This is a genomic window from Caulobacter sp. GW821-FHT10F06 (genome assembly GCF_058809215.1).
This window is the reverse complement of sequence record NZ_JBXASK010000001.1, coordinates 368,156-380,432: the sequence shown is the minus strand read 5'-3', so window position 1 is coordinate 380,432 and position 12,277 is coordinate 368,156. Positions and strand designations below refer to the sequence as shown.

At 66.8% G+C, this 12,277-nt stretch carries 8 protein-coding genes and 2 tRNA genes; 4 read left to right on the top strand and 6 right to left on the bottom strand.

What is annotated here, in order from left to right:
* Positions 1–8: 8 nt before the first annotated feature.
* Positions 9–82, bottom strand: a tRNA-Gln gene (locus AC1RUS_RS01710).
* A 151-nt stretch (positions 83–233) separates the two neighbouring features.
* Here AC1RUS_RS01710 and AC1RUS_RS01705 point away from each other — a divergent pair.
* Together AC1RUS_RS01705 and sppA are read left to right on the top strand one after the other, a co-directional pair.
* Positions 234–310 (top strand) — tRNA-Pro (locus AC1RUS_RS01705).
* Between the two features lie 118 nt (positions 311–428).
* Positions 429–2,219, top strand: coding sequence for a signal peptide peptidase SppA (gene sppA, locus AC1RUS_RS01700; RefSeq protein WP_492912391.1), 1,791 nt, complete (start codon positions 429–431; stop codon positions 2,217–2,219).
* A 62-nt stretch (positions 2,220–2,281) separates the two neighbouring features.
* Here sppA and AC1RUS_RS01695 read toward each other — a convergent pair whose 3' ends face one another.
* From AC1RUS_RS01695 to AC1RUS_RS01685, 3 genes are all read right to left on the bottom strand, one after another.
* Complete coding sequence (locus AC1RUS_RS01695; protein WP_492912389.1) at positions 2,282–2,806, bottom strand: GNAT family N-acetyltransferase; 525 nt, start codon at positions 2,804–2,806, stop codon at positions 2,282–2,284.
* Positions 2,803–3,753 (bottom strand): prolyl aminopeptidase, encoded by a 951-nt coding sequence (gene pip / locus AC1RUS_RS01690; protein WP_492912387.1) that lies wholly within the window; start codon positions 3,751–3,753, stop codon positions 2,803–2,805. The genes AC1RUS_RS01695 and pip overlap by 4 nt, the downstream gene beginning before the upstream one ends.
* A 146-nt stretch (positions 3,754–3,899) precedes the next feature.
* Positions 3,900–7,055 carry a TonB-dependent receptor gene (locus tag AC1RUS_RS01685; protein ID WP_492912385.1) on the bottom strand — a complete coding sequence of 1,052 codons (3,156 nt, stop codon included), beginning with the start codon at positions 7,053–7,055 and terminating at the stop codon, positions 3,900–3,902.
* 610 nt (positions 7,056–7,665) lie between these two features.
* Between AC1RUS_RS01685 and AC1RUS_RS01680 the strand changes: the two genes are divergently transcribed.
* Positions 7,666–8,076 carry a TIGR01244 family sulfur transferase gene (locus AC1RUS_RS01680; RefSeq protein WP_492912383.1) on the top strand — a complete coding sequence of 137 codons (411 nt, stop codon included), beginning with the start codon at positions 7,666–7,668 and terminating at the stop codon, positions 8,074–8,076.
* A 2-nt stretch (positions 8,077–8,078) separates the two neighbouring features.
* On the opposite strand, the gene AC1RUS_RS01675 is transcribed toward AC1RUS_RS01680, so the two are convergent.
* Positions 8,079–8,231 (bottom strand): hypothetical protein, encoded by a 153-nt coding sequence (locus AC1RUS_RS01675; RefSeq protein WP_492912381.1) that lies wholly within the window; start codon positions 8,229–8,231, stop codon positions 8,079–8,081.
* A gap of 59 nt (positions 8,232–8,290) precedes the next feature.
* Between AC1RUS_RS01675 and AC1RUS_RS01670 the strand changes: the two genes are divergently transcribed.
* On the top strand, positions 8,291–9,184 hold the full coding sequence (locus AC1RUS_RS01670) for an MBL fold metallo-hydrolase (protein ID WP_492912379.1): 894 nt from the start codon (positions 8,291–8,293) through the stop codon (positions 9,182–9,184).
* A 3-nt stretch (positions 9,185–9,187) separates the two neighbouring features.
* Here AC1RUS_RS01670 and AC1RUS_RS01665 read toward each other — a convergent pair whose 3' ends face one another.
* A complete protein-coding gene (locus AC1RUS_RS01665) occupies positions 9,188–12,097 on the bottom strand; it encodes a long-chain-fatty-acid--CoA ligase (protein ID WP_492912377.1) in 2,910 nt (969 codons plus the stop codon).
* Positions 12,098–12,277 lie beyond the last annotated feature (180 nt).

Below are 12,277 nucleotides of genomic sequence, written 5' to 3'. Positions count from 1 at the left end.
AAATTGTGTGGCTGGGGAACTAGGACTCGAACCTAGAATGACGGTACCAAAAACCGCAGTGTTACCATTACACCATTCCCCAGCAGGAACGGCGAGACCCGTCTGGGCCCGGCGAGGCGGTGGAGATAGCGCACGAGTCGGAAGGATGCAACGGGACTTTGAACTTCTTTTTCGAGGGCCATAATTCACGCTTGCGAGCGGCGAACCGCGTGTCTATAAGCCGCCCTCCAAGTCGGAGTGTGGCTCAGTCTGGTAGAGCACTGCGTTCGGGACGCAGGGGTCGCAGGTTCAAATCCTGCCACTCCGACCATTTTTCCCGCATTGAAATCCCTTTGTTCGCATGGCGTCTGACGCCAGGTTGCGCGCTGTTCATTTGACCGCAACGCAACACTCGCTAGCTTGTGGGCCACCTCCTGACGGGATCTTCGATGAAGCAGTTTCTCCTGACCGTGGCCGGCGTGTTCGTCGGCCTGGTGTTGTTCGTGGTCGGCGTCCCCTTCCTGCTGATCGTGATGGCCGCCGGGGCCGCCCGCCCCGCGCCCGTGCCCGCCCATTCGGTGCTGGCCCTGGACCTGCGTCGCGGCCTGACCGACCAGGACGCCCAGAACCCCTTCGCGGCCTTCAGCGGCGGCGGCGGAACCTCCGTCATGTCGGTGATCGAGACCCTGCGTCGCGCCGAGAAGGACGACAAGGTCAAGGCCCTGATGGTGCGCCTGCCCGAAGGCGGCATGGCTCCGGCCACCGCCGACGAACTGCGTCTGGCCTTCAAGCACTTCCGATCTGTCGGCAAGAAGCCGATCTACGCCCACAGCCAGGGCCTCTATCCGTCGGGCATGGTGACCTCGACCTACATGCTGGGCGCGGCCTCCAGCGAGTTCTGGATGCAGCCTGACAGCTCGTTCCAGGCCGTCGGGGTCTCCAGCGAGGCGATGTTCTTCAAGCGCTTCTTCGACAAATACGGCGTCAAGGCCGAGTACGAGCAGCGCTACGAGTACAAGAACGCAGTCAACCCTTACCTCTACAGCGACTACACCCCCGCCCACCGCGAGTCGTCTCTGTCGTGGATGGGCTCGGTCTATCGCTCGGCCCTGACCTCGGCGGCGGCCGACCGCAAGGCCGACCCCGCCAAACTGATCAAGATTCTGGAGGCTGGCCCCTACAGCGCCCAGGAGGCCCGCGAGCAGGGTCTGATCGACCGCGTCGGCCAGGTCAACGATCTGCAGAGCGTGGCCCTGTCGCGCGCCGGCAAGGGCGCCAAGCTGATCGACTTCGACGACTACGCCTCGCGCTCCAAGAGCCCCTCGGGCGGCAAGTCGGGCCCGACCATCGCCGTGATCGGCGCCGAGGGCGCGATCGTCACCGGCGCCAGCGGCGGCGGCTCGCCCTTCGGCGGTGACAGCAACGTCTATTCCGACGACGTGGCCAAGGCCTTCTACGACGCGGCCACCGACAAGGACGTCAAGGCGATCGTGTTCCGGGTGTCCTCGCCCGGCGGCTCCGACACCGCCTCCGAACAGATCCTGGCCGCCGTGAAGGCCGCCAAGGCGGCCGGCAAGCCGGTGGTGGTGTCCATGGGCACCTACGCCGCTTCCGGTGGCTACTGGATCAGCAGCCAAGCCTCCTCGATCGTCGCCGAACCCTCGACCCTGACCGGCTCGATCGGCGTCTATGGCGGCAAGTTCGCTCTGGGCGACGCCCTGTCACGCTTTGGCGTCGACACCCGCGAAGTGCATGTGGGCGGCGACTATGCCGGCGCCTTCGGCACGGGCGAGGGCTTCACCCCCGACCAGCGCGCCAAGTTCGCGGGCTGGATGGATCGCATCTACGCCGGCTTCGTGACCCGCGTCGCCGAGGGCCGCAAGTTGCCGCCTGAACGCGTCCGCGAGATCGCCAAGGGCCGCGTCTGGACTGGCGAGCAGGCCCTGCAATTGGGTCTGGTCGACGAGCTGGGCGGTTTCTACCAGGCGGTCGACAAGGCCAAGGCCCTGGCTGGCATCAAGGGCGAAGCCAAGCTCAAGCGCATGGACGGCGCCAAGTCGCCCTTCGAGGCGCTGGAGAAGGTGCTGGGCGTCAGCTCGACCTCGATGCGGACCATCGCCGCCTCGGCCTGGATCCTCGGCGATCCGCGCTCCCAGGCGATCATGGACGAACTGGCCCACGCTCGCCTGCGCGCGGCTCCGGGCGGCGCTTCGGTGCTGGCCGACACGCCCATCCACTAGGGCGGCTTTATAAGAACAGGAAAGGCCGCCGGGCGTCACGCCGGGCGGCCTTTTTCTTGGCCTCAGCGCGACAGGCGAAACAGGCCGCAGGGCTGGTCGTGGAAGACGGCGTCGCGCTCATAGGCAAAGCCGGTCTTCCGCAACACGTTCTCCGACGCCGCATTGCCCTTCACGACCAGGCCGACGAGATCCGGTTCGGGGCGCTCGGCCGCCCACAGCCTGACCAGCGCCTCGGAAATCTCCGTCGCCAGCCCCTGCCCCCACGCCGCCCGCGTGAAGGCGTAGGCGATCTCCAGCTCCGGGACGCCCTCGACCTCGACGCGGCGCAGGCCGGCGCGGCCCACGGAGGTCCCGTCCATTGTCCGCAACGTCCACAGGCCGACACCGTGATCGGCCCAGTGACGGATATTGGTCTCCAGATAGGCCGCCGTCGCCTCGGGCGTCCTGACGCCGCCCAGGAAGCGGGAAACCTCCGCGTCGAGATGCAAGGCCGTCAGGTCGGGCAGATCGTCATGGGCCAACCGCGTCGCCTTCAACCGGGCCGTCGTGAAGGCGTCCAGACCGTTGAGCGACGCCGGCGTCGTCATGCCAGCCGCGTGGCCATGCGCCGCACGGCCGCCACCAGCTCGCGGGCGATCCCGGGCTCGAACACCGAGTGGCCCGCATCGGGCACAACGACATATTCGGCTTCCGGCCACGCCTGGCTCAGGCGATCGGCGACGCCGATCGGACACAGCAAGTCGTAGCGGCCCTCGACGATCGTGGCGGGCAGGTGCCGGATCCTGTCGACGCCCTCGATCAACTGGCCCGGCGACAGGAAGCAGTCGTGTTGGAAATAATGGGCTTCGATCCGGGCCAGGGCCAGGGCCTTGGCCGGCCCGCTCATCTCGGCCATCAGGTCGGGGCTGGGCAGCAGGGTCGACGAGCGCGCCTCATACAGCCCCCAGGCATAGGCGGCGGGCCCGTGGACGGCGGGATCGGGGTCGTTCAGCCGGGCGACATAGGCGGCCAGCAGATCGTCGACCTCGCCCGCCCCGCTGGCGGCGAAGAAATCGCGCCAGGCCTCGGGAGACAAGAGCGCCAGGCCGGACATGAACCAGTCGATCTCGTCCTGCTCGCCCAGGAAGACACCCCGCACCACCAGGCCCAGGCAGCGGTCGGGATGGGCCTGGGCATAGGCCAGGGAAAGGGTGGAACCCCAGCTGCCGCCGAACACCAGCCAGCGCTCGATCCCCCGCGCCTCGCGCAGGGCCTCGATGTCGGCGATCAGGGCCTGGGTGGTGTTGTTGGTGAGGTCGCCGATCGGCGCGGACCGGCCGCAGCCCCGCTGGTCGTGGATGACGACTCGCCAGATCGCCGGGTCGAAGAACTGGCGATGCTTGGGCGAGCATCCCGAGCCGGGGCCGCCATGCAGGAAGACGACCGGCACGCCGTCGGGCGCGCCGCTCTCCTCCCAATACATCTCGTAGGGCTCTTCCAGCGCGAGCCTACCCGTGGCGTAGGGCTCGATCGGCGGGAAGAAGGGGTCGCTCATGCTGCGGTGTCCTGTGAAGGCGCGCAGGTTACGGCCGCCGACGGCCGACGCAAGGCGCGGCGATCCAGGCCATCGCCCAAAAGAAAACGGCGGGCCCCTTTCGGAGCCCGCCGCCTCTGTATCTCGTGGTTCGGAAAGAGCCGGTCTTAGAAGGACAGGTCGAAGCCGAAGCGCACGTAACGCGGGTTCTGGTAGGTGATCGGCTGACCGAACACCGGCGTGCGGGTCGCCGAGAGCGGGCTGCCGGTGGCGGGCGCCGTGTAGAGCACGGTGCCGTTTTCGGCGACGTTCTGGACGTTCACAGCCTTACGCGAGTTGAAGATGTTGAACACATCCACGCGCAGCACCAGGTCGCCCTGATAGGGGACGAACTTCGGCACGGTGTAGCGCAGCGAGGTGTCGAACGACGTCGTCCACGGCGTGCTCACGCCCGTGCCTTGCGGCACTTGCTTGCCACCGCAGTAGTGCGAGTACGACGGACCGTAGTTGTTTTCCAGGATCGGATCGTTCGGGTTGTAGCCGATGCAGCCCACGCGACGCGGTGAGATGATCGTGCCGTTGGCGCCGAGGAGGATGTTGTCGGTCAGCTGGTACGAACCATAGCCCTTGAAGACGTGGGCGTGGTGGTTCGGCAGCAGGCCGTAGGCGCCTTCGACCAGGGTCGGCGTGTCGAACTGCAGGGTGATGCCCGAGTCCGCTTGGCCGCTGGCGTAGTCGCTGTACGACGAACCTTCGTAGTTACCCTTCAGCTGCGACAGGGTGTAGGTGCCGTGGAAGCCCCACTTGCCGTCGAAGGCGCGATCGAACGAGAAGTCCAGGGCGGTGTAGGTGCGCTTGGCCTTCGGATAGCCCAGTTGATCGGCGGTGAAGGTGATGGTCGGCAGATCCGTGCCGCCGACGGCGAGCGGGTTCTGCAGCTTCACGGTCGCGGCCGAGCCCGGGTTGATGATCGCGTAGTCGATCAGCGTGCCGTCGTAGTTGTCGCAGCCGCCGCCCGGAGCCGTCGACAGGCCCTTTTCCTTGCAGTAGGCGCGAACGGCGTAGTCGATGGCGACGTCGTCGGCGCCTTCGATCAGGTTGCGATACGTCAGGGTGGCGCCGATGGTCCACAGGTTATCGAACTTGTGGCTGTAGCCGACGATGTACTCGTCTTCTTCCGTCGCCTTCAGCTCTTTGCTGTGCTGTTGCTCGGCGGTGTAGAACGAACCATCGTTCTGGTAGGTACAACCCACCACGCCCGCGGCCGACGCCCCGCCAGCGATACAGGCGCGAGCGCCCGTGTAGCCGACGAGTTGGGTGCCGAGGCCGCCGGTCGGCAGACCGGTGGTCGGGTTCGGCGTGTAGCCGGCCAGGTTGTAGTAGCGCGCGGTGAAGTCGTAGGTGCCGGCGGCCTGACGGTAGGCGGTGTTGCCCGCGATCGGCAGATAGTACTTGCCGTAGTTCGCGAAGATCTTGTCGCGGCCTTCGCCGGTCGGATCCCAGATCACGCCAACGCGCGGGGCGATGTTGTTCTTCAGGTTGGCGAAGACAACGCCGTTCGAGCCCGACTGCTTGAAGCTGTCGCTGCGGATGCCGAGGTTGAAGGTCAGGTTCGACATCGGCGACCAGGAGTCCTGGACGTACCAAGCCTGGTTCTCGCCGTCGAAGTTGCCGCCCGAGATGAAGGTGCGGGCTTCGATGAACTGCGTGCCAGCGGCCAGGCCGAGGGCGTTACCCGCAGCGGCGGTCTTGTAGGTGTAGGCCGCGTTGCCAGTGTAGAGCGAGAAGTGCTTCAGGTAGTCGTCTTCGTGGTCGTAGCCGCCCCGGATGTGGTGCTTGCCCACGAGGTCGAAGTACAGGTCGGCGTCGACGCGGTAGAAGTTGCGCTTGGTGTTGTAGGGCGCGCCGATGGCCGAGACCGACTGCTGGCTGATCGTCGCCGCGGTGCCGGTGCGTTGATCCTGCACGAGCGGGTCGGTGGTGTTCAGCGGCAGGGTCGCCAGGTTGTCCTGGTTGCGGCCGTAGGCGCCCGACAGGGTGAACCAGTCGGTGAACGAACCCGTGTACTTGAACACGAAGTTCTCGCCGCCGGTCGGGTAGTTGGTGCCCGACTTGAAGCCGCCGACGGTGTCGGTGAACTGGTTGTAGCCGTACACGCGACGCTTGGTGACGTCGTTGGTGCGGAAGTAGGTGGCTTCAAGGTGCTGGCGCGACGTCAGGTAGGCGTCGAGCTTGGCGCCGTAGAAGGCCTGGCCCGAACGCTCTTCCGTGAGGTTCTGAGCGCCGATCGCGGTTTCGCCGGCCAGGGTGGCGTTGGTCGCGCGGGTGGCCAGGTTGCCCGGGTTGGTTTCCAGGCTGCGCAGTTGCGCCAGGGCGTACAGGAAGATGTGGTCCTTGATGATCGGACCGCCGGCTTCAAAGACCAGGTCCTTGTAGTCGCGCTTCAGGTGGTTGCCCGCGTTCAGATAGGTGTCTTTCTGATCGGAGCGCAGGTCGTTCGGCTCATAGTTGCCGTGAACGGCGAACATGAAATCGTTGGTGCCCGACTTGGTCGTGGCGGTGACGACGCCGCCGGTCGCGCGGCCGAACTCGGCGGGATAGCCGCCGGTCTTCACTTCAAACGTCTTGTAGAAGTCGAACGGCACGTTCGCGCCGCCGAGGTAGGTGTTGAAGTTGGTGATGTTCAGGCCGTTGATGAAGAACGCGTTCTCCGACACCGAGGCGCCGCCGACGGCGACTTGACCCGAGTAGTTGCCGGCCGCGCCCTGGATGGCGCCGGGCGCGAGCAGGGCCAGGCCCTGGGCGCTGCGGACCACGGGGACCGACTTCACCAGTTGTTCGACGTCCACGACCAGGCCGGTCGTGGTTTGCGAGAAGTCCAGGCCCGGGCGAGCCGCGGTGATCACGACTTCGGAGACTTCGCCGACCGCGGCGAGGCTGAAGGTGTAGGTCGACTCACCGCCGGCGCGAACCGCCAGGCCGCTTTCGTTGCTGGGCGTGAAGCCGTCCTTCGAGACCGTCACCGTATAGGAGCCGGTGGGGATCAGCGGCGCGCGGAAGCTGCCGTTGGCGTCGGTCGTCGAGTTCTGCGCGATGCCCGTCTGCTGCGAACGCACGGTGACCGCCGCGCCGGCGACGGGAGCGCCGGCCGAGTCCACGACTTTGCCGGTCAGCGTACCGCTGGTGTAGTCCTGGGCCGAGGCCATGGTCGGGATCGCCATCGCGATCGCGGTGACCGCGACGGGCGCGGAGATCGCGGCCAAGCCGGCGAACAGCGTAGACGTCAGAAGACGCGCGCGAACGCTACCTTTGGTGGATTTCATTTTCTAAACATCCCCTCTGTGCGACGCAGGTTTCGACCGGACGGTCCCCATTGAAACAATATGTCCGGACTGCGCGGAATTCCGCGCCAACTGCATCGCGAGATCACTGGTGTCCCGGAAACATTTCCCCGGTTGCGGCGACGTTAGGAGCCGCCTCGCTTTTGGGTCAATTGACATTACAGGATTGCAACCCACATCCCGCACCCCTGTCGCATAAACGCAACACGGCAGCCACAATTCCGTAAGGTGGAGCTAGACTATTCGTCGCACCTGCCCATATCCCGGATCAAACGCCCCTTAAACCCTTGGATTTCGACAAGAAATTTCGAGAAACAATGGTCACCAGGCGAGGAGATTCACAAGGCGTGTTACGCGAATAATTTCACCCGATCCGCCTTGACAGGGCCGAACTGCATTCCACGCCAAATCCAAAAACACAGATATTTAAACCCCGTTATCCCGATATTGCGCATTCAAATGCGCCATTTGATCGATTTCGAGGCATTTTCGGACAGCGCTATGTGACACCACGACGACACTCGCGCGGGGTGCTACCAATCCGTCCCGCCCTATTTTGCGGCGGCTTGATCTGTCAGTTTAGCGAGCACCCATGAGCGACTTCAGACGCGTCACCGACTCCCTCTCCGTCAGCCCCCAGGTCACGGAAGCCGACATCGCCCGGGCGGCAGACGAAGGATTCGTTCTGGTGATCAACAACCGTCCCGACGGCGAGGATCCCAGCCAGCCGTCGAGCGCGACGATCGAAGCGGCGGCCCGCGCGGCGGGCCTGGACTATGTGCATATTCCGGTGCGCGGCGGTCCGGGTCCCGAACAGGTCGAGGCTGTCCGCGCGGCGGTCGAAGCCGCCAACGGCCCGGTCTTGGCCTTCTGTCGGTCGGGCACGCGCTCGATCGTCACCTGGTCGATCGGACAAGCGCTGTCGGGAAGCGCGGATCGTGAAACGCTGGTGCGCCAGGGCGCCGAGGCCGGATACGACCTGTCGGGCGTGCTGCCGGGCTGAGCCTAGCGGCTGCCGTCCAGAGACACCCGCGCCGCCATCGGCGAGGGCTCGGCCTCGCAGCTGGCCAGCACGAACTGCGCCATGAAGAGACATAGAATGGCGAAGGCCGCGCGCTGGAGCCGTTTTGAGACAAAAATCGCCGCGTCCGCCACCATGGCTCGTCCTCCGGAAGGTTACAGGAGGCTCAACCGCAAGACCGGCGCCGGAGAGACCGATGATCCCCTACGTCCGTGAAATCGAGTTCGAGTACGGCCGCTGCGATCAGGTCTCGCCGCTGATACGGCGCGTCATCGCCCGCAACCCCGGCCCGTTCACCTTCACCGGCACCGGCGTCTACATCGTCGGCCACGGCGAGGTGGCGGTGATCGACCCAGGCCCCGAGCAGCCCGAACACCTGGACGCCCTGCTGGCGGCGCTGGAGGGCGAGACGGTGACGCACATCCTGGTCACCCATCACCACCTGGACCACTCGCCCCTCGCCGGCCCTCTGGCCAAGATCACGGGGGCGAAGGTCTACGGCCTGCCCGCCCCGGCCGTCGGCGGCGAGCATGTGTCGGGCCTTGAGGAAGGCGACGACGGCCGCTTCCGGCCCGACGTCGAACTCCGAGACGGCCAGGTGCTGTGTGGCCCGGGCTGGACGCTGGAGGCCATCACCACGCCCGGCCACACCTCCACCCACATCTGCTTCGCCCTCAAGGAGGAGAACGCCCTGTTCTCCGGCGATCACATCATGGGCTGGTCGACGACCGTGATCACCCCGCCGGACGGCGACATGGGCGACTATTTCGCCAGTCTCGACAAGGTGAAGGCGCGCGGGTTCGACACCCTGTGGCCGACCCACGGCGCGCCGGTGCGTGAGGTTGGGCCCTTCATCGACGCCTATATCGCCCACCGTCGCGGACGCGAGGCCCAGATCCTCGAAGCCCTGGCCGCTGGCCACACCCAGATCAAGGCGATGGTGCCGGTGCTGTACGCGGCCGTCGATCCGCGCCTGCACCCGGCCGCCGCCATGTCGGTGCTGGCCCACATGCTGCAGCTGGTCCGTGAAGGCCGCGTGATCGCCGCCGGCGAGCCGGAACTGGACGCCGAGTATCGATTGGTCTGTTGAGGCCTACGGCTTCATCGCCGCCAGCAGGCCCGACACACGCTTGCAGTTGCGGCCCATGTCCGGACCGGCGTCGCGGCCGATCGAGCGCATGTCGACCCGCGCGCCATTGGCGTCGGGCCTCACCCGCACCACCAGGTCGTCGACCAGGCCGTACCAGTAGCTCTTGCCCGTGGCCTCCAGCCGGCCGTCCATCGGATCGTCGGTGATCAGCGTCAGGCCCGACGCCAGCACCGCCGCCTTCGCCGCCTCGTAGGCGTCTGCGGGCGCGCGCTCCAGCACCAGCGGCCGCGCCGTCCCGCAGGTCTCGGCGTTGACGTCCGCCACCCGGCGTCCCGCATAGGCGGCCGAGCCGACCGGCAGGCTGGGATCGTCCTCGACCGCCTGGGCCGAGCCGCCGCGCGCCGCCAGGGCCGCGTCGGAGAAGTTCAGCGGCGTGCGCCAGTCGGTCGACACGTCATGAATGGGCGGCGCCATCCCGCCGGCCGACTTGACCCCCAGAATGCCGGCGACCGTGGCGATGGTGATCAGCAGGGTCAGCAGCAGCCGCTTCCACAGTTTTCCGAAGCCGGCGATCAGGGCGACGATCAGCGCCAGGGCGCTGGCGGCCACGCTGAGGAAGGCCAGTTTCGGCGCCCAGTCCTGGGCCATCAGGCCATAGCCCAGCGGCAGGTCGAGGACGCCGAACTTCACCCCGACCGCCCCGGCGCCGATCAGCAGGCCGGGGACCAAGGCGATGAACAGGGCCAGGTCCTGATAGATCGAAGCCCAGGCCGGCACGGCTTTTTCCGGATTGGCGGCCTTTCGTTTTTCACGCGGCGTCAGGGGAACCGCGAACGGCATGTCGGCGGCCGCCGACGCCACCGGCGTGGCCCGCGGCTCGGGCTCGGGTTGAGGCTCGTGCAGCCGCAGCGGCGCCTCGTCGAAAGTCTCGGCGACCGGCAGGACCGGAACCGCCACGGCCTCGCTGACGGCCAAGGGCTCGGCGAACGGCTCTGGCGCGGGCTCTGCGGCGACGGGTTCGACGGGCTTGGCTTCCGCCTGGGCCGCTTCGATATGCGCGGCGGCGATCAGGGCGTCGATCGGCCCTCCGGCGACAGGCTCCTCGGTGGCGACGACGGACTCCGGCGCAGGTTCGGGTAAGGGCTCGGGCTGCGCGACAGGCTGAAGCACGGGCGCGACGTCGACCGGGGTCTCCACCGGTTCGGGCGCGTAGATCTTCGCGGCCTGACCACCGTCAGCGGCGGCCAGCACCGGCGCGGCGGCGGCCAGCGACGGCAGCACATAGTCCTTCATCCGCTGGCGGATCAGCTTCTTGTCGATCTTGCCGGTCGCGCCCAGCGGGATGTCGTCGACGAACAGCACGTCGTCGGGCATCCACCACTTGGCGATCTTGCCTTGCAGGAAGTCGAGAAACTCCTCCTTGGTGGCGGTCTCGCCCTCCTTGAGCTTGACCAGCAGGATCGGTCGCTCGTCCCACTTGGGATGGGGCACGCCGACCACCGCCGCCAGGGCCGCCTTGGGATGGCCCATGGCGATGTTCTCGATGTCGATGGTGCTGATCCACTCGCCGCCGGACTTCACGACGTCCTTGGCGCGGTCAGTGATCTGCATGAAGCCGTGGTCGTCGATCGTGGCCACGTCGCCGGTGTCGAAGAAGCCCTCGTCGTCGAGGATCTTGCCGCCCGCGCCCCGGAAGTATTCGGCGGCGATGATCGGGCCCTTGATCTTCAGGTTGCCGAAGCTCTTGCCGTCGTGCGGCAGGCGCTGGCCGGCGTCGTCGGTCAGCTTCAGCTCCACGCCCAGCGGCGGGCGTCCCTGCTTGAGGCGATAGGGCATCTGCTGGTCGTAGGGCAGCTTGGCCAGCTCGTCGGTCATCACCGACAGCGTGCCGACCGGCGAGGTTTCGGTCATGCCCCAGGCGTGGACCACCTCGACATCATAGTCTTCCTGGAAGGCGCGGATGATGTGCTCGGGACAGGCGGCCCCGCCGATCACCACCTTCTTCAACACGGGAAGCTTCAGGCCCGTCTCCTGCAAGTGCTGCAGCAGCATCTGCCACACAGTGGGCACGGCGGCCGAGAAGGTCACGCCCTCGGTGTCGAGCAATTCGTAGATCGACGCGCCGTCCATCTTGGCGCCGGGCATCACCATCTTGGCGCCCGTCCCGGGGGCCGAGAACGCCACGCCCCAGGCGTTGGCGTGGAACATCGGCACCACCGGCAGGATCACGTCGCGCTGCGACAGCCCCATCACGTCGGGCTGCAGGGTGATGAGCGTGTGCAGGAAGTTGGAGCGGTGCGAGTACATCACCCCCTTGGGGTCGCCCGTCGTGCCCGAGGTATAGCAGAGGCCCGCCGCCGTGCCCTCGTCGAAGCCGCCCCAGGCGCAGTCGCTCCCGTGGCTCTCGACCAGGGTCTCGAAGCAGTGGACGCCCTTGAAGTGCGGCGCCTCGCCTGCGGGAGCGAAGGCGGGCATGTGCGCGCCGTCGGTGAACACCACCACATGCTCGATGCTGGGAACCTTGGGCAGGATCGCCGCGACGATCGGCAGGAAGGTCAGGTCTACGAACAGCACGCGATCGCCGGCGTGGTCGGCGATCCAGGCGATCTGCTCGGGGAACAGGCGCGGGTTCAGGGTGTGGCAGACCGCCCCGATGCCCATGATGCCGTACCAGGCCTCCATGTGGCGACCGGTGTTCCAGGCCAGGGTGGCCACCCGGTCGCCCGGCTTAACGCCCAGCGACAGCAGCGCGTTCGACACTCGCTTGGCTCGATCCCGGATCGCCGAGTAGGTCGTGCGCACGATCGGTCCCTCGACCGAGCGGCTGACGACTTCGCGGTTTCCGTGCCACTGGGCGGCGTGATCGATGATCTTGTCGACCGTCAACGCCCCGTGTTGCATCAACCCCTGCATCGAACTGGCTCTCTCTCGCTTCTCGTTATTGGCGCGAGGCTATCGACGGCGGGCGCCCTGCGCAACGCGGCGCGCGCGAAGGGCGAGCCTTGTCGGGCAAATGACAAAGCGTCTGGTTGAACACGGGTCGACCACTCGCCCAGCCCGCGCCAATCCGCCGCAGGGCGACGGCAAGCTCTA

Coding starts and splice junctions, on each gene's coding strand:
- sppA (WP_492912391.1), top strand. CDS start 429: ATGAAGCAGTTTCTCCTGACCGTGGCCGGCGTGTTCGTCGGCCTGGTG.
- AC1RUS_RS01695 (WP_492912389.1), bottom strand. CDS start 2,806: ATGACGACGCCGGCGTCGCTCAACGGTCTGGACGCCTTCACGACGGCC.
- pip (WP_492912387.1), bottom strand. CDS start 3,753: ATGAGCGACCCCTTCTTCCCGCCGATCGAGCCCTACGCCACGGGTAGG.
- AC1RUS_RS01685 (WP_492912385.1), bottom strand. CDS start 7,055: ATGAAATCCACCAAAGGTAGCGTTCGCGCGCGTCTTCTGACGTCTACG.
- AC1RUS_RS01680 (WP_492912383.1), top strand. CDS start 7,666: ATGAGCGACTTCAGACGCGTCACCGACTCCCTCTCCGTCAGCCCCCAG.
- AC1RUS_RS01675 (WP_492912381.1), bottom strand. CDS start 8,231: ATGGTGGCGGACGCGGCGATTTTTGTCTCAAAACGGCTCCAGCGCGCG.
- AC1RUS_RS01670 (WP_492912379.1), top strand. CDS start 8,291: ATGATCCCCTACGTCCGTGAAATCGAGTTCGAGTACGGCCGCTGCGAT.
- AC1RUS_RS01665 (WP_492912377.1), bottom strand. CDS start 12,097: ATGCAGGGGTTGATGCAACACGGGGCGTTGACGGTCGACAAGATCATC.